The following is a 21609-nucleotide window of genomic DNA, read 5'->3' on the forward strand; positions in this document are numbered from 1 at the left end:
AAGCAGAGCAGTACAAATATATTCTAAAACCGACGTTTCTTAAAACTAACTTATCAACAGCAGAGGGCACTTACTAGCCTTTTGGTGTAGCGTATTTTTTTCTTCGGAAATAGCTAAAAACAACACCAAATAATGCCAACAAACCTAGTGGTAGCAACACATTGATAAGTTGCCAGGTGCTGCGTTCTGCCGCGGTTTTTTGAGGATCTAAAAACGGAACCGAAATTTCCTTAGTTCGAATGTTTATAAGTCCGTTGTCATCCAACAAATAATTCACCGTGTTGAGCAAGAATTCTTTATTTCCGTAGAAGGTCTGGGTCATTTTGTCAAATCCTAACTCTAAGGGTCTGCCGCGGTCTAATTGATTTCTAATTAGGTCTCCATCACTGATGATCACCATTTTTGTTGGAACACTGATATCTTTGTGTTCTGAAATCTTAAAGGGTTTTACTCGATTCTTTAAAGCCGACGTAAAGGAACCTTCCAACAATACCGCTAAGGGCGTTTCTCCTGCTTTAAACACGCTTGGATCAGGGCCTTCATTAACGATCTTCAAATTATTCGGAATTTCTGTTTCAAAATCAACCTCTATAGGCAATCCAACGCGCTTGGTTATTGGGGAAGACGAGAGTAAAATGGTCTTTTTTAGAGTATTTGGCAAGGTGTCAATGGCGCTGGCGTAGTCAAATTTTACAGCCTCGATATTTTTTACAATAGGATGATTGTTTGCACTTTGGCTTAACGGACTATAAAACCAGGGGTATCTATTGTATTGAGAGTCATTCTCGTTTCCGCTGGCAAGCACTATGGGCGCCGCATAAACATCTTTTATAAGATCAGGTTCTACACGAATCCCATACTGAAAAAAAAGATCCCCAAGATTGAGATCTTTAGGTATAGCGTACGTCTTGCCTGAAATGCTGTCGGTTATCATTTCAGAACCTTCAACTAGCCAAAGAGATGCACCGCCATTCATGGTATACTGATCGAGAATATACTTTTCAGAATCATTAAAGCGTTCCGTAGGACTTGCGACAACGATCAAATCAAATGTATTAAGCTGCTCGAGCGTTTTTTGAGGGGCCGTTTGTACAGAGTCTAAAGTAAAAGGAGCGATGTAATAATAGTCTTTTAAGGTTTTAAAGAAATCGGCTACATACTTATCTTCTAATTCGCCATTTCCCTTTAAGACCGCTACTTTACGTCGTTTTGGTTGCGTAAGTTTACTAAAGCCATCGGCAAAAGCATATTCTAAATTTTGTACGGAACTATTGATACGCTCTTCGGAAGTAGCCCCTAACTGATTCTTTAAAAGCGGAATTTTCACCGTTTTTCCGTTGTAGTAAGCGAGTGCCCATGGGTAGACCAGTTCGGTTGAGATCTTTCCATTTTCTTTAACCTCTACTTGCGCAGCTGTGAGTCCGAATTGCTGCATCTGCTGCTGCATGGCAGCTGCATTTTCTTCGTCATCTAGTGGATTTATATAATTGTATTTTACATTCGGATTATATGCTGCAAACTCGTCCAGTAGTTGTGTGGTTTCAATTTGTAATTTTCTGAATTCGGGTGGAAAATTTCCTTGTAAAAAAACATCGATCAGTAAGGGAGAATCTACAGTAGCGACAGTTTGTTTGGCAACTTCCGAAAGGGTATAGCGCTGGTCCTTTGTAAGGTCGAATCGCTGATAGAAAAAACTTCCAAAGATATTGATCAAGACGATCACTATGACCAATAAAGTAATTTGAGTGGTATGTTTATACTTCGAATTCATGATCCTTTCCGAAGTTTAAAAATGGTTAAACCAATAAATAAGGCAGCGACACTCAAAAAGTAGATCACATCGCGCGTATCTATAACACCACGTGCAATGCTGTCAAAGTGTGTTTTCATTCCTATGCTTGCCAATCCAACGCTTAGATCGCTCATTGTCGCTAAAGCATCAAAACCGTAGTACATTAAGAAATTAAGAAAAACTGCAATGATAAAGGCTACAATTTGATTTTGTGATAGGGTAGAGGCAAAAACACCAATTCCCGTATAGGCACTGATTAGAAATAGGAGCCCGATGTAAGAACCAAGGGTACTGCCAAGATCCCAATTACCAGGGGGATTTCCTAAATTAGAAATTGTAACGATATACAGCAATGTTGGTAAAATTGCAATCATAATAAGAAATACAGCTCCAAAATATTTCCCCAATACAATTTGACGTAGCGAGATAGGCTTAGTGCGCAAGATCTCAAAGGTGCCCATTTTTAGTTCATCACTAAATGCACGCATTGTTACAGCGGGAATGAGGAATAAAAGTACCCAAGGCGCGAGTTCAAAATAGGCACCAAGGTCTGCAAATCCGGCATCAAGAATATTATAAATTCCTTTAAAAACCCATAAAAACAGCCCATTAATTAGTAAAAACACGCCAATGACCAAATAGCCCATAGGACTTGAGAAGAAGCTGTTTATTTCTTTTTTAATTAAGGGGATCATTTTTTTTATTCAAATAGAACGTTTATGTTCATTGTTAAAAATCTACAACATCTACACTCCAAGCCTGCGCTTTAGAACGAAACTTAGGTTTGGTTGTTGCCCAGACTCCCTTAAAAAGATCGCTCTTTCGGTAAGCTTCTAGATCGTTTATATCCTCCCATTTGCTATATGTAAAGTAAATGGTGGGATCTTGCTTATCGCGAAGCAATGCAAGGTGCAAACAGCCAGGAAAATTTCGTATTTTTTGCTTTACTGTTTCAAAATTAGCAAGAAAACCTGGGATCTCTTCGGCTTTAAATTCCATTTTTACTATTCTAGTGAACATCTGTTAGGGGTAAAAGTATTACTATTTATGATTCAAAATTGATTGTTATTGTATCGCGAAAATGTAAGCCAAACAAAGTAGAAGCACTCCCAACCGTCGACGGGTTACTTTTATAAATAGCTAACTCAAGATAGCCTCCTGTATTCCACACGGCGACCTTTTTGCCATCTTCTTCCCGTTTTCCTTGTGGTTGATCAAAATTAATAGCATCGCTATAGCTATGATGAATTTTTTCAAAAGTAGCCGTTCGCGCAGTTATATTGAATGGGCGACCTTTGCCAACTTCATCAAATAATTTCTTAGCAATATTGCAAACCACATTTCCGTAGTTATCAATATAGATAACATTACCAATAATTTGATCGGCCTTTTGGTTGACCACGGGTTTAATTCCTGTAATTTGTTTTATTTCTGAAATAGGCTTTCCAATTACCTCCAATGTTCCTCCGCGAGCAATATGACAGGCGACCTTAACAAAAACATCGAGTACAGGGAAATTAGAAATTACCCGATCGTGTATATTGATCTCGACTATTTTTTCTGGATTTATTTCCGAAGCAAGCATCGAAATTATACCATTGTTGGCGCAAATAAAATAATGCCCGTCTAATAATACTGCAATATGTTTGTTTTCGGGTGTCAACTCTGAATCAATACCAATTATATGAATGCTTCCTGGCGGAAAACTCCCGTATGCGTTTTGAATAATATATGCGGCCTCCGTAATGTGAAAAGGCGAAATACTATGAGAGATATCAACAATTCTACTACTGTCCAGTTCGCTATAAATTGCGCCCTTTACCGCACCTACAAAGTGATCTTTTTCTCCAAAATCGGTGGTAAGAGTAATTATGGGCATCGAAAATTGTTGATATTTTGTTAAAACTACACCTACAAAAATAAGCTACTTTTGTGATTGGAAAAACTATATTTACAGTAAGTATAAAATCTTATAAACATCACTGCTTTTGAACGAACTCATCATTGAACTTACTGAAATTAGCCCTCGGGATTTCTTCGGACTCGAAAACGCTAACATTGATTTATTAAAGAAATACTTTCCGAAGTTAAAAATCGTCGCCAGAGGAAGCAAAATTAAGGCATACGGCGACGAGGAAGTTCTCGAAGAGTTTGACAGGCGAATAACCATGTTGCTCGAGCACGTTGCAAAATATAACAAGCTAGATGAAAATGTCATTGAGCGTGTTCTTTTGAGTAGAAATAAGGACGAATACGAAACCTCTACCAGTAGTGGCGAAGTTTTGGTTCATGGCGTTAGCGGAAAATTGATCAAAGCACAAACGGCTAACCAACGCAAGCTCGTTGAACTAATGGCTAAAAATGATATGGTTTTTGCCGTAGGACCCGCAGGAACGGGAAAAACCTATACAGGTGTCGCTTTGGCGGTAAAAGCCTTAAAGGAGAAACAGGTAAAACGTATTATCTTAACGCGTCCGGCAGTAGAAGCTGGTGAGAATCTAGGGTTTCTTCCTGGTGATCTAAAAGAAAAATTAGATCCGTATATGCAACCATTATATGATGCCTTGCGTGATATGATTCCGTATGAAAAGTTAGATTCCTATATGGAAAAAGGAGTCATACAAATCGCTCCTATGGCCTTTATGCGTGGTAGAACACTAGACAATGCTTTTGTGATACTTGATGAGGCGCAAAATACCACCCATGCTCAAATGAAAATGTTCTTAACCCGTATGGGGAAGAGCGCAAAATTCATGATCACAGGAGATCCTGGACAAATAGACCTTCCACGTCGTGTTATTTCTGGTCTAAAGGAAGCGCTTCTTGTATTGAAGGACGTAAAAGGCGTTGGTATGGTTCACTTAGATGATAAAGATGTAATTAGACATCGTCTTGTTAAAGAGGTGATAGCCGCTTACAAAAACATTGAAAATATTGATTAATAGCGATTTATAAAATTTCCGAAGTCATGAAAAATACCATCATAGACACTAATTTCAATTTTCCGGGACAAAAGGCTGTTTACCACGGAAAAGTGCGTGAGGTCTACACCTTGGAAAACAATATCTTATTAATGGTAGCAACAGACCGACTTAGTGCGTTTGATGTTGTCATGCCGAAAGGAATTCCGTATAAAGGTCAGATTCTCAATCAAATTGCGACTAAAATGATGCGTGATACCGAAGATATTGTTCCTAATTGGTTAATTGCAACGCCAGACCCAAATGTCGCCGTGGGAAAAGCTTGTGTTCCTTTTAAGGTGGAAATGGTTATTCGTGGCTATATGAGCGGGCATGCGGCTCGTGAGTATAAAGCTGGAAAACGAATTTTATGTGGAGTAGCCATGCCAGAGGGAATGAAAGAAAATGATGCTTTTCCTCAACCCATTATTACGCCTGCTACTAAGGCTGAAATGGGGGATCATGATGAAGATATTTCAAGAGAAGATATTCTGAAGCGAGGAATCGTTTCTGAAGAGGATTACCTCGTATTGGAAGATTATACGCGTAAATTGTTTCAACGCGGAAGTGAGATCGCAAAGGATCGCGGTTTGATCTTAGTTGATACCAAGTATGAATTCGGAAAGACAATCGAAGGAGAAATAGTTCTTATCGATGAAATTCACACACCAGACTCATCGCGTTATTTCTACGCCGAAGGCTATCAAGAAAGACAAGAAAGGGGAGAAGCACAAAAACAACTATCAAAAGAATTTGTACGGCAATGGTTAATCGCAAATAACTTTCAAGGTCTTGAAGGGCAAAGCGTTCCAGAGATGACCGACGAATACATTGCAACTGTTTCTGAACGTTATATTGAGCTTTATGAGAATATTACAGGTGAGGCTTTTGTTAAAGCAGATGTTTCAAATATTCAGGAACGTATAGAGAAAAACGTGCTAGAATATCTTAACGCCTAGTTTTTTGCAATTATAATATTGGGGTAAGCAATATTGTATGATTTATTTGCTTTGAGTCCGGGAACCGTATATTTTTCACCATTAGACCAGAGTAGATCAACACTTACTTCTGTCGCTTTTCCCAAACCAAAATGCTGCTGTTTGGGGTGCACAGACAAATATCCAGTCGTACTGTGAATTTCCCGCCATAATTTTAGTCCGTTTACATCTCTAACCACAAGCGAAGAGCCTATCGCATCTCTATTTATACGGTTTTGTGCATCACCAATAAGTTTTATTTTGATCCAATTATTGGTCTTGTCGAGTTTATTTTCGAGTAGGGTTGCAGGTTCATGGTAGTTATTTATCAAAATATCGAGATCACCGTCATCGTCGAAATCTAAATAGCTTGCACTTCGAGCATTGCTGTAAAGATCAGCTCCTAGATCTTCGGCATGATTAATTAGTTGTCCGTTTTCATTGACGAAAAAAACATTGCGTTCCCGACTGCTTTCTGCGTATCGTATGGTCTTCGATTCCTCTTCAAGTTCAAAGTAAAACGGATTTTCACTAGAATAAACACTAAAATCATTCATTCCATTTAGGCAATATAGATCTTCGTCACCGTCGTTATCGAAATCGAAGAAGTCTGCATCCCAAGACCAACCTGTTGCAGCGTAACCTCTCCCTACATTCTTTGATAGCGAGTAGGTAGTTAAATTGTTCTTATCTCTTGAGCTTATAAAAAGATCGTTAGCCTCTACCGTTCTAATATTCGCCATTTTTTTTGGATCGAATTTCATTTGGGTTTCGGCATTCGGACTCACATATTTTTCGTCTTTCTGCATGACTACGATGTTGGAAATGTAAAAATCTGGATGGAGATCGCCATTGAGATCGGTTATTCCAACATTCATGGTATAGGAGGGCTTATCTGTTCCTAATTTTTTACTTACTTCGGAAAAGGTACCGTTCTGGTTATTCCGGTAATATTCATTTACACCAAAGTCGTTTCCAACTATAACATCTTGCCAACCATCTTGATCAATATCGGCGTGACCAAGGGCCTGCGTCCAACCATTATTTCCAGAGGTTGAAGTTGTAAACGGAACCTCAATAAATTTGAAATCGCCTAAATTTTTAAATAATTTGTTTGGAGCGCCATTTTGGCTGTTTCTACTCAAGTTTGGCAATTGACCTGCTACATAATTTCCGAAGTACCCAATAAATATATCTAGCAATCCGTCATTGTTATAATCAAATGCAGTCGCTGGCCCGGCTACGGCATTTTTACCTCCTAGATTAGCTGTTTCTGTACGATCATCAAAGTTGCCTTCGCCTTGGTTGCTATAGATATTATGTGTATCGTTGACATAGCTAATAAATATATCCTGAGTTCCATTATTATCGAAATCGGCTATAATGGGTTGTCTTACTTCCCCAAATGATTTGGTCTCGTTATTCCAGTTATTGATCCCGCTGTTTTCTGTAATGTCTTTAAAGGTTCCATCTTTAGTATTTAAGAACAATTTATTTCCGAAGCCACCAAGGAGCAACACGTCTATAAGTCCGTCGTCGTTTATATCTTCACACGCCACCCCAGAGCCGCCAAAAGCAGGAGGGATGGAGAGTTTTATAACACCTTCGGAAGATAAAACGGTATAACCGCGTATGAGTCGGTTTAACCAATCTGACGACTTGTGCTCAAAAAGAATATTCACATCGTTTGTAACATCGGCAAAACCACTGGAGATCGCTTTATTTGAAGCTGAAGTAATAACTGTAGTATCTTTCACCGAGGCATTATAATCATAGGTGTCTATTAAATGCTGAATTTGTATAAAAGCCTGCTTAAGATCCTCTTGATCAAGAACTGTTTTTTGATTTTTATGAGAATATTCACCAGCTAAACGCAGCACCAAAACACCCATTTGTGCAATCCCTTCTACAAATTGTTCTGCAGCATTTGGATCAAGACTACGCATTTCTTTGGTTTTTAGGTCATCAAAGGCATATCCTAAAATTCGCCAATGAAATCCGCTATCCCTAAATGAATCGAGATCGTATGATTCTATTTTGACTTTTTGATCTATTGAATTTGGAAAAAAAGTTACGTCTTCGAAGGTATTTGTTAGGGAAGGAAGAAAGGGGATCAGGGCTTGCTGAACATGATTCACTCTAATAAGCGCAGCGTTTTCATTTAGTGCGACTTCATCAGATCTTTTAAGGAGTTCTGAAGAAAACTGAATGAGGGATTCTAGGTAATAATTTCTTAATTCATTAGAGGTTGTGGGATCTATTGGCCATTTTTGACGCGCAAAATACACTTGAATATTCCGAAGAAAAACACTCTCAGAAAGTTGGTTGTATTTTTCATAAGATGTTAATTTCTGTGATATGATCTCTTTGACTAATACATTGTGGTTTAGAGAAGTTGCCTTTGTTGATGTGATAGCTGAAGGGTATTTTGATTGAACAATGGCGTTCTTGTTTTTTGACTCGTTTAAAATTAGCTGCCATGTATCACTCAGACGTTTAGTTGTTATGGTAAGTTCGTTTGCTTTTCGAGCATTAATATCGGCTATTTTTAATGTAACCAGCGTAATAAGGTTTATATAACTATTAGCCGTCTGAAGAGCTTCAGCGTTAAAAGAACGAAGATTACTTTCGGAAAACATCAATAGGTCTTGTTCTACAGAAAGAAGAGATCTATAGCCGTACGAAACGGAAGAGTATTGGTCAAAATCACGTTTTGCAATGCTAATAGTTCCTGTACTAAGTTTATAAAGATAGTCTCCAGATTTTGAGGTGGTATAGTCTGAAATTTCAGCTAAGACCTCATTTAGCTGTTGGGCTGTTATCTTTTCTGAACTATCTCGTTCTGCGAGTTGGCTGCTTTTCTCTTTTAAATAATAAATAAGCTCCTTCTGTATCGATATTTTAAAGTTTCGTGCATCTTCATCTAGCGGAGTTCCATACATAAAATCTTCAAGTCGATTGGCAGTAGCGTAGCACTTTGGGTCTTTATTTTGTTCCAGGGCTTGGATCTTACTAATAATTTCAGAAACACTAGCATTTTTTTGAGCCATCATTGCGCTGACAGAAAAAAGGATGAGACAAATAGTTAGTGTTAGTGATTTAAAAAAATACATGTGCGGTTAGTTAGAAATTCTGGTTAAATGTAAGGAAAAATCAAGGGCTTCCAATTTCTGAAAAATAATACAATTGGCGTTAAGCGAACTACGTACTACTACGTAATTATTGGTCATAACATGGATCATTCATTAAATTGCTTAGGTAAAATACAATTGTATTTCTATATTGTTCACTAACTAACTAATTAGACTAGCTTATGAAAACAAAACAACTTCTTTTTAGCATGTGCATCATGCTATTCGGACTTACTGCTTTTGCGCAAAATCCGTTTGCCGAAATGATGGAAACGCCGCAATATAGGGCAGTAATTGATGCAGATATTCCAACAAGAGATCAAGTAATTACAGATGATTTGATTGTTACTTTCAGCCTTTGTGTTGGTAATGATTGTGCAAATGGGGAAAATTTTGGCTTTGATACGTTTCGTTTAAAAGAGAACAATTTGCGTATTCATTTTGACGATACAAGTAATAGTGCAAGTTTTCCTAGCAACGATTGGCGTCTAACAGCAAATGATTCGAACAATGGCGGTGAGAATTATTTCGCAATAGATGATGCCACTGCTGGAAATAGACCTTTTAAGGTAGAGGCAGGTTCTGGAGCTAATGCAATGGTTATTTCAGATTCAGGAGGTAATGTTGGTTTAGGAACAGCCGACCCCGCTTTAGAGTTACATATTGCAGATGGTGATTCACCATCAGTACGTCTGGAACAAACTGGTGCAAGCGGATTTACACCGCAAACATGGGATGTTGCTGGTAACGAAACCAATTTCTTTATTAGAGATGTTACCACATCTAGTAATCTGCCTTTTAGAATTAGAGCAGGTGCTCCTGATAATGCATTGTTTATAAATACAAATGGCTCTGTAGGATTAGGAACCGCTAGCCCTCCATCTACAGTTTCTCTAGAATTAACAGGTACAACTAGAGGACTGCAATTAAACAGATTAACAACCATTCAGCGCGATGCTTTAGGTACAGCTTTGGGAGCTGCTGAAGTTGGAGTAGTAGTATTTGATACAGATGATGGCTCACTGTATACATGGGATGGTGCCGCTTGGAGTTCTGGTGGCGCTGGAGGAACCGACGATCAAAACATCACAGGTTCTGGTTTTGCTGGAAATATGTTAACCATTGGGATTGAAGGTGGAACATCAGAAGTGATCGACCTTTCTTCATTAGATGACGCTGGAACGGACGATCAAAACATCACAGGTTCTGGTTTTGCTGGAAATATGCTAACCATCGGTATTGAAGGTGGAACGTCAGAAGTGATCGACCTTTCTTCATTAGATGACGCTGGAACCGATGATCAAAACATCGCAGGTTCTGGATTAGTTGGAAATATGCTAACCATCGGTATTGAAGGTGGAACATCAGAAGTGATAGACCTTTCTTCATTAGATGACGCGGGAACAGATGATCAAAACATCACAGGTTCTGGTTTTGCTGGAAATATGCTAACCATCGGTATTGAAGGTGGAACATCAGAAGTGATCGACCTTTCTTCATTAGATGACGCTGGAACCGATGATCAAAACATCGCAGGTTCTGGATTAGTTGGAAATATGCTAACCATCGGGATTGAAGGTGGTGCTTCGGAAATAGTTGACCTTTCTTCATTAGATGACGCTGGAACAGACGATCAAAACATCACAGGTTCTGGTTTTGCTGGAAATATGCTAACCATCGGTATTGAAGGTGGTGCTTCTGAAACAGTTGATCTTTCTTCATTAGATGACGCCGGAACAGATGATCAAAACATCGCTGGATCTGGTTTGGCTGGAAATATACTAACTATAGGTATTGAAGGTGGTGCTTCTGAAACGGTCGACTTATCTTCTTTAGATAATGCGGGGTCAGATGATCAACAACTTACACTTGCTGGAAACTCACTGGATCTTGAAAACGGTGGTAGTGTAGATCTAACTGGTTATTTAGATAATACAGACCAACAGACACTTGGTGTTAACCTTTCAGGAAATACATTAGAGATACTTATTTCTGGTGGAAATCTAGCTTTTATTGATCTAACTCCAATAGTACAACCTGTAATAGACGAAAATGCTGCACAGCAAATCCAAATTGATGATCTAATAAGTACTAATGCTGCTCAACAAGCTATGCTTGATGACCTGTTGGCACGCCTTATTGTATTAGAAGATTGTGCGTGTTCACCATTGGCTGTTGATGATAATCAAGGGGTGCCAGATTTTGCGAAGCTACTTCAAAACGTCCCGAATCCATTTGATGGTTTTACGACTATTGGATATTATATTCCTTTTAATCATAATAAGGCGAATATTACTATCACAGCTACAAGTGGTCAACGAATTCAAGATATTCCTATCACCCAATTTGGTGAAGGATCCATCAAAGTTGATGAATCGCGCTTACAAGCAGCTGTATATTTCTATACACTTTATGTAGATGGAAAAAGAATTGACACAAAACGAATGGTAGTGAAATAAAGCCATTATAACTTAATGTATAAGCGCTCCGGAAGGGGCGCTTTTTTTATTTCTTCTGAACAGCAAAACCGTGAACATACCCAATACTAAGTTCACTAAAATCTGCTTGACCTAAGTTGGCGTTCAAGTTAGCACTTATAAAAAAATTGTGTCTAGGTGATTTCTCTTGCCCTATAACATAATATTTTAATCCGAGTCGGCTATTGATCAATTGCTTCTTTTTGTATTTCGCATCCAATTCACCTAATTCTTCAAAGAATACTCCATTAATATAATAGGTTACACCTTGATTTAACTGGTATTCCAAAGGGTAAAATGGTTTGTGGATATTAAGTCCGAGATTGAATTCTATAGCCACATGATTGAGGAGTAACTCAGCACTTCCAAAGACTCCATAATTTGAAGCATACATAAACGGATCTTCCTTAAATACAGGATATAATTCGGTTATAAAAGGTCCGTTATCATCAATATACTCGTAATAACCTTCATAAAATCGATAGAAGAATCCCAAACCAATTTTATATGTTTTATTTATGATTTGTCCACCTGAAACAGCTACAGAATATACTTCGCGTCTGTCATTGCGATCTACAGTCAATACATTCTGACCAACACCTGTTCGCACACTATAAAACCATTGTCTTGATTTTGAACGCTCTAAACTTAGTATCGAATCTGCAGGCAAATAGTCGCGAAGATTTCGGTCGTGAATTTGGGCCGAAGCACTTAACATAAAAGAGTTAAAACCCTGATTAGGCAGTCGTGTATGTCCGTTAGAATGATGAAAATAACCAGCTCCAATTCTATAGGCGGTTCGTTTTGTCTTAAGAAATTCGTAATAAAAAAAGGTCTTAAATGACCAATTAAGAGCCGTACTTACACCTTTATTAATATAGTTACCGTTGCGTGTAAGACGCTGATTAAAATAAGAAGCACCCAAAGCGACATTCACTTTAAGATCCTTTTTCTTTCTTCGGAAAAGATCAAATTCAATAAACGATAGGGCAGAGGCCGAATACCCCACATCTCTATAATTTCCGTAATCATTGATGCTAAAAGTTATTCCTGTACGGGGATAGTTAAGACGATAGGCCCATTCATCAGATTTTTGTGTGTGGTGTTTTCCGAAGCTCAACAAAAATGCTTTCTGTCGTTTAACTGTAGGAAAACTATCATTGGGTTCGGCTGTATTGCCATAAAGTATTTCAGGCATGGCGTAATCACTATACTGATACACACGATCCGGCTCCTGTCCGTATGCTACCGTACATATGATTAAAAAAATTACGAAGAGAGCTTTTTTCATTTGCGTTGCAAGTAACCATTTATCTTGCAATTTTTAAAATTTAAGTTTTACATTCGTAAAATGCTTGATCGATTTGTAAAAACTATAGATACTCTTATTGCCGAAATGTCTTCACTCGCTTGGGGATTACCTTTATTGATCCTTCTTATGGGCGGCGGACTCTATCTCCTGATACGAATTAAGTTTTTGCCATTTCGTTATTTGGGCCATGCTATAGCTGTTTTACGTGGGCGTTACGATGATGAGAACGATGCTGGAGATATTACGCATTTTCAAGCATTAACTACGGCATTATCAGCTACAGTTGGGATGGGGAATATTGCAGGTGTTGCGGTAGCTATTGCTATAGGTGGTCCCGGTGCTGTTTTTTGGATGTGGGTAAGCGCAGTGATCGGGATGTCTACTAAATTTTTTACGGCTACTCTTGCCGTGATGTATCGTGGGAAAGATAGCAACGGTGAAATTCAAGGCGGTCCAATGTACTTTATTACCGAAGGTTTAGGCAAAAACTGGAAACCTTTGGCAATCTTCTTTAGTATTGCTGGATTGGTAGGAGCATTACCTGTTTTTAATGTCAATCAGCTTACACAAGCACTCAATGATATTCTCTTAAAACCAGCAGGTTTGTATGGTGGTTTTAAAACCGATATCTTAATCGGTGTGGCCTTAGCTATAATTACTTCTATCGTTATTTTAGGAGGGATCTCGCGTATTAGCAAGACTGCGTCTAGATTGGTGCCAAGTATGGTTGTCCTATATTTTATTATGGTTCTTATTATTTTGGGTGTCTATATAGATGAAGTTCCAAAATATCTAGGGATGATCTTTACCGATGCCTTTTCTGCTAACTTTTATGAAGGCGATGCGTTTTTAGGAGGTGTGGTTGGTGGACTCATACTATTAGGAATTAAACGTGGAGCTTTTTCCAACGAAGCAGGTATAGGAACGGCACCTATGGCGCATGGAGCAGCCAAAACCAATGAGCCTATTCGTGAAGGACTAGTAGCCATGCTTGGACCAGCTATTGATACTTTAATTGTTTGTACACTCACTGCCTTAGCAATACTAGTTACAGGCGTTTGGACCTCTAGCGATGCCAATGGCGTAAGCTTAACCGCGACAGCATTTGAATCTGGAATTCCAGTTTATGGAAAGTATGCACTTATGCTTTGTATTGCGGTCTTTAGTATTTCATCGCTCTTTTCATATTCTTACTACGGAACCAAATGTATGTCGTTTCTCTTTGGCGCTAAGAATAAGAACATCTATCACTATTTTTATATAGCAAGTATTCTTGTGGGAGCGACCACTTCATTGAATATGATGATCAATTTGATTGATACATTCTTTGCGTTAATGGCAATACCAACTATGTTAACAACCATTATTCTCGCCCCTCGGGTGATAAAAGAGGCGAAGCGATACTTCGGAAATTTAAAAAAGCACTAATCTTACTGCTCAATTAGATTTGAAAGTGCTTCGGTAAACTTAATAGCACCAGTTGGGTTTAGATGACTCTCATTAATATAGTCCCGAACGCTATAAACTGTAGTGTCTTCTTCTTGATCTAATACCTTTATCTTCGGAAAATCAATCATAGTCTGAGCTAAAATACTATCTCTGCGATGCAAAATATTTGGGTTTCGTTTCCGAAGATAACTTGTATACATAGGAGTTTTACAGATGATTACGTGTATGTTATTAGCTTCAAAATAACGTAGCATGGTAAAGAAATGTGCTGTGTTTTTGTTGAAAGTATATAAATTCTCCTCTGTGCTGATCTTAATATTACGATTAGCAATAGCTTCTTTGTTATATTTTAACTTTTGAAAGCTTCCGCTGTAATTCAGTGTGTCGAAACCAAAACGATTAAAACCCGCAATGGGTATGTTTTTTAAAAAGTAAGCGTTTATTTTTTCTGAATATAAACGCCGTTGAGCCAAGTAAAGCGAGTGATCTTTAAAGTAAGTGGGGTGCTCAAAATTATTGATCTTATAATAAGATAAATAGACATTATTCTTCCAAAAATTGGGACCATTAAAGGGCATTTCAAAGTGACTATAGGAAACCTCAAAGACAACTGTGTTTAACTTCGGAAGTCTTTCAACAAGTGCCTTGGCTATCTTAAGATCGGTATCGTGATGTTGATCTCCCGAAGCCATATTGATGGCGGGACGATCTAACAGATCTGCATTGACGGCATTTAACATTTGTGAAGAACCTAAGATCAAAACCTCGATCGAGTCTTTGTTTTCCTCAAGTTGCTTCGCATTGAATTGATATGATTCAGGTACCGCACGAGCGAGTAATTCTGCTAGAATACACCCGGCAACAATAGGTGTAAAGAAAAGGAGTAGAGATAAGATAAGTTTACGTTGCATACTCAAAAATGAAAATATATAAACGATTGTGTTGGTTCGGCGTATCTAATAATAAAAAAGATGATGATATAATAGGTGACCCACCGAATAGGCTTCGGAAGATGGAGTTGTATATGCTGTAAAGGAAAATCCCACTTTCTGGTACTTATCTCGGCTATGATCATAACCAAAAGATAGATAAGTTTGGTTCCAATAATAGTAGAAAGATGCTCATCTGGAGTAAAAGTAAAAATACGTTTCAGAATAAAAAACGCTTGCCCTATATTCTCGGAACGAAAGAAAATACAGAGAATGGTGTATAAACTATATGTATATATTAATGATACTGCTATCGGCGCATTTTTAAGTATTCTTAGAAGTGACTTTCCTTTTGAAATGGGAACACGTTCAATTACTAGAAAGAGACCGTTAAACAGTCCAAAAGCGACAAAAGTCCAGTTGGCACCATGCCATAAGCCTACTAAGAGCATAGTGAGAACTAATCCTAGCATTCTACGCGCTCTTGTGACTTTTTTAGCGTGTTGTACAAAAGGCACATAAACATAATCTGTAAACCATTGTGTAAGTGTAATATGCCAATTACGCCATAATTCGGTAAGACTTTTAGAGAGGTAGAAAATTTTGAAATTTTTACTCAGCTTAAATCCAAAGAGTTTTGCTGTTCCTATTGCAATATCACTATAACCAGAGAAATCACAGTAAACCTGGAAAGAAAACAAGACGCCGGCATAGATCAAACTAATACTTCCATAAGCTTCAGGTTCAGCAAAGATTGTACTAACTGCAATTCCTAGCTTATCAGCGACAAGAATTTTTTTAAATAGGCCCCATAAGATCTGACGCAGGCCTTCTTTGGTAGTGTCTAAGTCAAACTCACGCTTTTTTTTAAATTGTGGCAACAATTTTTTAGCACGTTCAATGGGACCAGCGACGAGTTGTGGAAAAAAACTTACAAAGCAAAGGAATTCTAGTAAATTGTTAGAAGGTGCTAGTTTCTTCTGAAACACATCAATACTATAACTCATAGTTTGAAAGGTGTAAAAACTTAAACCAAGGGGAATGATGATCTCCCAAGTGTTCCAGGAACCAGAAACTTGTTCAATAGAAAACAAATGATAGAAGTTGTCAATAAAGAAATCGAAGTATTTAAAAGTGAAAAGAATGCCTAAATTCCAAAAAATACTGATCCATAAATAGAGTTTTCTTCTTGCTTGATCTACTGTACTTTCCATGGCTTTGCCAGCATAGTAATCTAATAAAGAACTTGCCAATAATAAAGCAAGGAAACGCCAATCCCAAAGACCGTAAAAAAGATAGCTTGCTACTAGTAAGAGTACGTTCTGATTTCTACGTCGTTTGGTGCCAATAGTCCAATATACTATATATACGATGACGAGAAAAAATCCAAAATCGAACGAATTGAATAACACTTAGGGGAATTTAGTTGTGCTAATATAAAAAAAGGCTACCGTATTGGTAGCCTTTTACTATTTTATCTAAAACAATGAGATTAAAACCCTTCAACTAAAATATTGTCAAGCGCAAATTCATCTCTTCCGCCGTTTCCGGAAATTACATCGTCTCCTGAAAAACGGAAATAGATAAATCCTCCATCAGCAACAGTAACCGAAAGCGTAGTTTCACGCGGTGTACGTATCCATCCATTAGCATCTAAGACGCCAGGAGAGGTAAAGTCTAAAGCGGAAACGCTTGTAAAATTAGTTCCGTCTGTGGAATAAGAGAAGTTTAGACTATTCCCTTTGTTTTCATCATTCAATACATAAATATCATAGCCTATACGCACTGTGCTTAAATCGTTTCCTGTAATATTCTCTACTTTAATCTCATAGTGTCCAGGTGTGAAATCGTCTCCGGAAGGTTGTACACCCCACGAAAAGTCATTGTTTGCAACTTCAAATGAATAGCAACCTCCTGATGTAACACCACCTTGTAAACCATATCCTGTAAAATCACCATTAGTTCTACTATCTCCATACGTCATGTTTCCGTCACTAAACCCATTTATGATAAAAATATCAGAGTCCAGTTGAGATGAAGTTGGATTAGGTGTATAACCGTCACCAAGAAACATATTAAAATCTTGATCCAATAGCGTAGAGAAACATCCATCGTCACTTGTCAAGGTTCCGGTTAGAACACCATATACGCGTGATTCCCATTCCCAAGTTCCCGAGAAACCAGAGCAGTCATTAGGACCTGTTGCTTCATTGTTAAATGTATGATTCCCTGTCCAATAAACAGGGTTTCCATTTGCGATAAAGCTTACCGTAGTAGTTGAACCGTCACCACTATTTACCTCGCAATTGGTTGTAGTTCCATTTGCCGCACAGTTATCTTGATATCCAATTCCGTTAAAGATAGTAAGATCACGAATCACTTGTACAGTGATCCCGCCATCTGAATCAGAATTTGTAAAAACCATATTGAATGTTTGTATAGCACCATTATCTAAATAAGGATTACCAGCACAGTTATCACAATTGTAGGTTCCGATTATTGGCGTTATTGGAGCAAACTCAGTATGTTTAGCGATCAAGATCCCTGCTTCAGTTTCTTTGTAAATCACTTCATTGATTGTTGGTTCTGTACCATCTGCGTTTATAGAAAGCTTAAAAGAAATATTGTTTGAGGAAAAAACTAAGTTATCGATAGCTTCTCCATCATACACTTTTTGATTCGCTTTTGCTATAATAACTTCACCAGTTTGTAATGTAATATAAGCTGTTGGGTAAAGTAATCCGCTTGTATTATTGGCTAGTGTATATTTCTGTGGAACATCAATGGCAACAGTTCCTCTGTATTTTGAATCGTTTGTAGTAAATACTCCTTTATACATACCCAGACTGTTAGTGTCTGTTGCTGTGTTATAACTTAAATTTTGCGCTGTTTCGGGGGTATTGACGTTATCAACTGAGCAACTGGTAAACGCGGCAAAAGTAATTGCCAGTAATAATAATTGTTTCATATGAGGTTAAATAATTGATTATGTTAGGACTCAAAAATAATGGATTAATTAAGGAAATCCACCTTTGAGAATGCTAAGAAATTGTTACCCCAAATCTAATTTTAAAGAATAAAAGGATAAGTTTCAGATAATCGCAAAAAAAGGTAAATAGACGGTGATTTATTGATTTTTTGACAAATTAAGCCCCTTACTTTAACACTGGTCTGTAGCTAGAAAAGAGTTCTAGAAGGATAAGTTCTGAGGCTGGACGAGCTAAATCTTGGGTTTTTGACTGTTCTAGTTTTTCAAAAGCATCGCCCAAAGCATTATTTTCATAAGAAGTTGGTATTGCAGGATGAACATAATATTTCTTACAGACAGATCGCGTATTTCCTAATGATCGAGCCGTTGCGTCGTATGCCGCAATTATATTCTTTTGTATGTCCTTTTCCGAAGTAGGAGAGTCCAGTTCGTACAGTGTTTCAAAAAACACCTTACTACCAGCCCAAGTTCTAAAATCTTTTGCTGAAAAAAGGTCACCACTTATTTCTTGGATATAATCATTGACCATACCACTGTCTATAGTGTGATGCTTTCCGTCTTCGTCATAATATTGAAATAGTTCCCAACCCGGAATATCTTTGCACTCCAATACGAGTTTTTGAAGCTTTTTATTCCGAAGGGTAATGTTGTGTTTTTTACCCTTCTTACCAACAAATTCAAATTTGAGCTTGTTGTTATAAATGTCGAGGTGGCGTGTTCGTAGGGTAGAAAGACCATAGGTTTTATTCCGCTTTGCGTAATACTCATTGCCAATTCTAATATGCGTCTCTTCCATTAAACTCACGATTAGCGCAAGACATTTTCTTTTGGTCATCTTAGGTAAGCGCAAATCATCTGCCACAGTTGCTCGCATGCTGGGAAGTGCTTTTCCGAAGGAAGCCATTTTTAAAAACTTTGTTTTGTTTCTAATTTGAGACCAATGCGGGTGATAGCGGTATTGTTTGCGATTTTTTTCATCCCTGCCAACAACCTGTAAATGCCCATTTTCTAGGTGAGTGATGCGTACTTCATTCCAGGCCGGCGGAATCACCAAGCTTTTAAAACGACACAAAGAGGAGTTGTCTTTTACTTTTTTGCCTTGTTGCACATAATAGAAGCCCCGACCGTGCTTGTGGCGCTCAATAGTAAGCTTATTATCGGTTATATAAATAAGATTTGCCAAGGCAGCAGCCTTTTCAGGATTCTTTAAGATCTGTTTAATATGCGGTGTCTTTATAACCATAAGCTAAAAATAGTTCAACATTTTTAGAAAAAGTCTTAACAAAAAGCAAAACCTTCAGAAAAATAAACTTCTGAAGGTTTTAGTTATAAGAATGAATAGTATTAACTAGTCGAAATAGCTAAATGTATCTCCCTCCTTAATTTTCAATAAGGTTTCATAAATCAATTTGATGACATTCTCTACATCATCCCGATGCACCATTTCAACCGTTGTGTGCATATAACGTAACGGAAGTGAAATAAGGGCACTAGCTACACCGCTATTGCTGTAGGCAAAGGCATCTGTATCTGTTCCAGTAGCACGAGATAAAGCAGCGCGTTGAAACGGAATTTTATTCTTTTCAGCAGTCTCAGTAATTAGATCACGTAGTTTTTGTTGTACTGCAGGAGCATATGCAATTACAGGACCCGCACCGATCTCAGCATGACCTTGTGTTTTCTTATCGATCATAGGTGTTGTGGTATCGTGGGTTACATCGGTAACAATAGCCACATTAGGTTGGATTCGTTCTGCGATCATTTGAGCGCCACGTAAACCGATCTCTTCCTGTACCGAGTTTGTAATGTACAAACCAAAAGGAAGCTCCTTTTTATTTTCTTTAAGTAATCGAGCGACTTCGGCAATCATAAATCCGCCCATTCTATTGTCTAACGCTCTACAAACAAACTTGTCTTTATTTAAAACATGGAACACATCAGGGTAGGTGATAACGCAACCAACATGAATGCCCATTTTTTCAACTTCTTCTTTATCTTTTGCTCCTACGTCAACAAAAATATTGTCGGGTTTGGGAGCTTCTTCTTTCGCTTTACTGCGGGTATGTATGGCAGGCCATCCAAATACACCTTTAATGATTCCTTTTTTGGTGTGAATATTAACGATCTTCGAGGGGGCAATTTGATGATCGCTTCCTCCGTTTCGAATCACATAAAGGAGTCCGTTATCACTTATATAATTTACATACCATGAGATCTCATCGGCATGTCCTTCGATAACAACTTTAAATTTCGCTTTCGGATTGATAACTGCAACGGCGGTCCCGTAAGTATCCGTAAAAAATTCATCCACATAAGGTTTGAGATAGTCCATCCAAATTTTTTGTCCGTCCCATTCATAGCCCGTGGGAGCGGCATTATTTAGATATTTTTCTAGAAATGTGAGCGATTTTTTATTTAGAATTGATTTAGCCATAGGTAGTTTATAATTACGTTTGTTTCAAAATTAGTAATTAATTAATAAGTGAAGCCCTTCAATTTGTTTAATTTTGGAATGATTTTAGCGCTGTACAAAATCTTAAAGTCACAATAATGATCATACGATTGCCTATATATTTAGCTCTGTTTTTTATACTGCCTTTTTTAGCAAAGGCACAAGACATCCCTGATGCAATTCAGCAAGCCAAAGATTCGGTAGAAGTTCAATACTATATTATAGAAGGTGATACGGTTCCTAGAGAATTTATTGACCTTGACGAAGTGGTTTTGTTGAATAAACTAAAGTTTAACTCAAAAGAGGACCGTAGACGGTATTTGATCCTTCGTAGAAAGACACGTAAAGTGTATCCGTATGCAAAATTGGCTGCAGAAAGATTAACAACCATGACAGAGCGCTTGCAAACGATAGAGAAGAAGGGAGACCGTAGACGATATACCAAACGTATCCAAAAGTATATAGAAGAAGAGTTTTCCGAAAAACTTAAAAAACTTACCCGTACCGAGGGTCAGATCCTGGTTAAGTTGATTCATCGTCAAACGGGGAGGACAGCCTTTGATCTGGTCAAGGAACTTCGTACAGGCTGGCGAGCTTTTTGGTATAACACCACAGCCAATATGTTTGATATTACCATCAAAGAAGAATATCAACCTTTTGAGAATAAAGAGGATTATTTGATCGAGGATATTTTGGAGCGCAGTTTTCAGTCTAATATTCTTGAAAGGCAAAAACCTGCTTTTAAAATAGATTATTTAGATCTAACCTCTCATTGGAATAAGAAGACTTCCGAAAAATAGTAATTGATCCGTATTAAGTTTCATTTTTTTTGGGCGTTCCCCAGCCTCGCCCTGCGTTATCTTGTGCGATGCTGTGTCGGGCTTTCGCTACTCGCTTCACGCCAGCGGCGTGAGAGCTCAGACATTCTCCTGCGTTTGGTCGTTAGTTCGAAAGTTATGTTTTGGCGGGCAGTCGCGGCGCTCAATCCCTAACGCGGTTTGGTTATGTGGGTAAAGATTTGGTTTGATTTTGAGGGTAGGGTATGGAAAGGTTTTAAATAGTATATATAATAAGGTAAAGGTTGTATTAAAGATTTGTTTTGTGATAATCTAAACGCTTTCAAATGATTATGGATTGGGGT

General features: G+C 38.0%; 16 protein-coding genes. 5 read left to right on the top strand and 11 right to left on the bottom strand.

Annotated features, from left to right (window positions below; translation table 11 throughout):
* Nucleotides 1–73: 73 nt before the first annotated feature.
* Genes gldG through ACY2RU_RS14825 form a run of 4 tightly spaced genes read right to left on the bottom strand, consistent with a single transcriptional unit; the run spans nucleotide 74 to nucleotide 3671 of the window.
* Nucleotides 74–1771 carry a gliding motility-associated ABC transporter substrate-binding protein GldG gene (gene gldG / locus ACY2RU_RS14810; protein ID WP_490139257.1) on the bottom strand — a complete coding sequence of 566 codons (1698 nt, stop codon included), beginning with the start codon at nucleotides 1769–1771 and terminating at the stop codon, nucleotides 74–76.
* Nucleotides 1768–2487, bottom strand: a complete 720-nt coding sequence (gene gldF, locus ACY2RU_RS14815) for a gliding motility-associated ABC transporter permease subunit GldF (protein ID WP_490139258.1) — start codon at nucleotides 2485–2487, stop codon at nucleotides 1768–1770. Before gldF ends, gldG begins: the two co-directional genes overlap by 4 nt.
* Nucleotides 2488–2521: 34 nt before the next feature.
* Nucleotides 2522–2812, bottom strand: a complete 291-nt coding sequence (locus tag ACY2RU_RS14820; RefSeq protein ID WP_490139259.1) for a putative quinol monooxygenase — start codon at nucleotides 2810–2812, stop codon at nucleotides 2522–2524.
* Nucleotides 2813–2837: 25 nt separating this feature from the next.
* The gene (locus ACY2RU_RS14825) at nucleotides 2838–3671 is read right to left on the bottom strand and encodes an SAM hydrolase/SAM-dependent halogenase family protein (RefSeq protein WP_490139260.1); all 834 of its coding nucleotides are present in this window, start codon (nucleotides 3669–3671) and stop codon (nucleotides 2838–2840) included.
* A 109-nt stretch (nucleotides 3672–3780) separates the two neighbouring features.
* Here ACY2RU_RS14825 and ACY2RU_RS14830 point away from each other — a divergent pair, with 109 nt between their 5' ends.
* Nucleotides 3781–4734, top strand: coding sequence for a PhoH family protein (locus tag ACY2RU_RS14830; protein WP_490139261.1), 954 nt, complete (start codon nucleotides 3781–3783; stop codon nucleotides 4732–4734).
* Nucleotides 4735–4760: 26 nt separating this feature from the next.
* The gene (locus tag ACY2RU_RS14835) at nucleotides 4761–5711 is read left to right on the top strand and encodes a phosphoribosylaminoimidazolesuccinocarboxamide synthase (protein WP_490139262.1); all 951 of its coding nucleotides are present in this window, start codon (nucleotides 4761–4763) and stop codon (nucleotides 5709–5711) included.
* Here ACY2RU_RS14835 and ACY2RU_RS14840 read toward each other — a convergent pair.
* Entirely contained in the window at nucleotides 5708–8842 is a 3135-nt protein-coding gene (locus ACY2RU_RS14840) for a CRTAC1 family protein (protein WP_490139263.1), read from the bottom strand. The two genes, ACY2RU_RS14835 and ACY2RU_RS14840, sit on opposite strands and share 4 nt — an antisense overlap.
* Nucleotides 8843–9042: 200 nt before the next feature.
* Here ACY2RU_RS14840 and ACY2RU_RS14845 point away from each other — a divergent pair, with 200 nt between their 5' ends.
* Nucleotides 9043–11319 (top strand): phage tail-like protein, encoded by a 2277-nt coding sequence (locus tag ACY2RU_RS14845; protein WP_490139264.1) that lies wholly within the window; start codon nucleotides 9043–9045, stop codon nucleotides 11317–11319.
* A gap of 46 nt (nucleotides 11320–11365) precedes the next feature.
* Here ACY2RU_RS14845 and ACY2RU_RS14850 read toward each other — a convergent pair whose 3' ends face one another.
* Complete coding sequence (locus ACY2RU_RS14850; RefSeq protein ID WP_490139265.1) at nucleotides 11366–12628, bottom strand: acyloxyacyl hydrolase; 1263 nt, start codon at nucleotides 12626–12628, stop codon at nucleotides 11366–11368.
* Between the two features lie 60 nt (nucleotides 12629–12688).
* On the opposite strand from ACY2RU_RS14850, the gene ACY2RU_RS14855 reads away from it, so the two are divergent.
* Entirely contained in the window at nucleotides 12689–14077 is a 1389-nt protein-coding gene (locus tag ACY2RU_RS14855; RefSeq protein WP_490139266.1) for an alanine/glycine:cation symporter family protein, read from the top strand.
* Between the two features lie 2 nt (nucleotides 14078–14079).
* Here ACY2RU_RS14855 and ACY2RU_RS14860 read toward each other — a convergent pair whose 3' ends face one another.
* From ACY2RU_RS14860 to ACY2RU_RS14880, 5 genes are all read right to left on the bottom strand, one after another.
* Nucleotides 14080–15009, bottom strand: a complete 930-nt coding sequence (locus ACY2RU_RS14860) for a hypothetical protein (RefSeq protein ID WP_490139267.1) — start codon at nucleotides 15007–15009, stop codon at nucleotides 14080–14082.
* Between the two features lie 2 nt (nucleotides 15010–15011).
* Nucleotides 15012–16439, bottom strand: coding sequence for an MBOAT family O-acyltransferase (locus ACY2RU_RS14865; protein WP_490139268.1), 1428 nt, complete (start codon nucleotides 16437–16439; stop codon nucleotides 15012–15014).
* An 80-nt stretch (nucleotides 16440–16519) separates the two neighbouring features.
* Nucleotides 16520–17995: a hypothetical protein gene (locus ACY2RU_RS14870; RefSeq protein ID WP_490139269.1), complete on the bottom strand. Its 1476-nt coding sequence runs from the start codon at nucleotides 17993–17995 to the stop codon at nucleotides 16520–16522.
* A gap of 187 nt (nucleotides 17996–18182) precedes the next feature.
* Nucleotides 18183–19259 carry a DNA topoisomerase IB gene (locus tag ACY2RU_RS14875; RefSeq protein ID WP_490139270.1) on the bottom strand — a complete coding sequence of 359 codons (1077 nt, stop codon included), beginning with the start codon at nucleotides 19257–19259 and terminating at the stop codon, nucleotides 18183–18185.
* A gap of 105 nt (nucleotides 19260–19364) precedes the next feature.
* A complete protein-coding gene (locus ACY2RU_RS14880; RefSeq protein WP_490139271.1) occupies nucleotides 19365–20450 on the bottom strand; it encodes a M42 family metallopeptidase in 1086 nt (361 codons plus the stop codon).
* A 116-nt stretch (nucleotides 20451–20566) separates the two neighbouring features.
* Between ACY2RU_RS14880 and ACY2RU_RS14885 the strand changes: the two genes are divergently transcribed.
* On the top strand, nucleotides 20567–21268 hold the full coding sequence (locus ACY2RU_RS14885) for a DUF4294 domain-containing protein (protein WP_490139272.1): 702 nt from the start codon (nucleotides 20567–20569) through the stop codon (nucleotides 21266–21268).
* The last annotated feature ends 341 nt before the right edge of the window (nucleotides 21269–21609 follow it).

This window comes from Ulvibacter sp. 2305UL32-6, assembly GCF_058148545.1.

Coding starts and splice junctions, on each gene's coding strand:
- gldG (WP_490139257.1), bottom strand. CDS start 1,771: ATGAATTCGAAGTATAAACATACCACTCAAATTACTTTATTGGTCATA.
- gldF (WP_490139258.1), bottom strand. CDS start 2,487: ATGATCCCCTTAATTAAAAAAGAAATAAACAGCTTCTTCTCAAGTCCT.
- ACY2RU_RS14820 (WP_490139259.1), bottom strand. CDS start 2,812: ATGTTCACTAGAATAGTAAAAATGGAATTTAAAGCCGAAGAGATCCCA.
- ACY2RU_RS14825 (WP_490139260.1), bottom strand. CDS start 3,671: ATGCCCATAATTACTCTTACCACCGATTTTGGAGAAAAAGATCACTTT.
- ACY2RU_RS14835 (WP_490139262.1), top strand. CDS start 4,761: ATGAAAAATACCATCATAGACACTAATTTCAATTTTCCGGGACAAAAG.
- ACY2RU_RS14840 (WP_490139263.1), bottom strand. CDS start 8,842: ATGTATTTTTTTAAATCACTAACACTAACTATTTGTCTCATCCTTTTT.
- ACY2RU_RS14845 (WP_490139264.1), top strand. CDS start 9,043: ATGAAAACAAAACAACTTCTTTTTAGCATGTGCATCATGCTATTCGGA.
- ACY2RU_RS14850 (WP_490139265.1), bottom strand. CDS start 12,628: ATGAAAAAAGCTCTCTTCGTAATTTTTTTAATCATATGTACGGTAGCA.
- ACY2RU_RS14855 (WP_490139266.1), top strand. CDS start 12,689: ATGCTTGATCGATTTGTAAAAACTATAGATACTCTTATTGCCGAAATG.
- ACY2RU_RS14860 (WP_490139267.1), bottom strand. CDS start 15,009: ATGCAACGTAAACTTATCTTATCTCTACTCCTTTTCTTTACACCTATT.
- ACY2RU_RS14870 (WP_490139269.1), bottom strand. CDS start 17,995: ATGAAACAATTATTATTACTGGCAATTACTTTTGCCGCGTTTACCAGT.
- ACY2RU_RS14875 (WP_490139270.1), bottom strand. CDS start 19,259: ATGGTTATAAAGACACCGCATATTAAACAGATCTTAAAGAATCCTGAA.
- ACY2RU_RS14880 (WP_490139271.1), bottom strand. CDS start 20,450: ATGGCTAAATCAATTCTAAATAAAAAATCGCTCACATTTCTAGAAAAA.
- ACY2RU_RS14885 (WP_490139272.1), top strand. CDS start 20,567: ATGATCATACGATTGCCTATATATTTAGCTCTGTTTTTTATACTGCCT.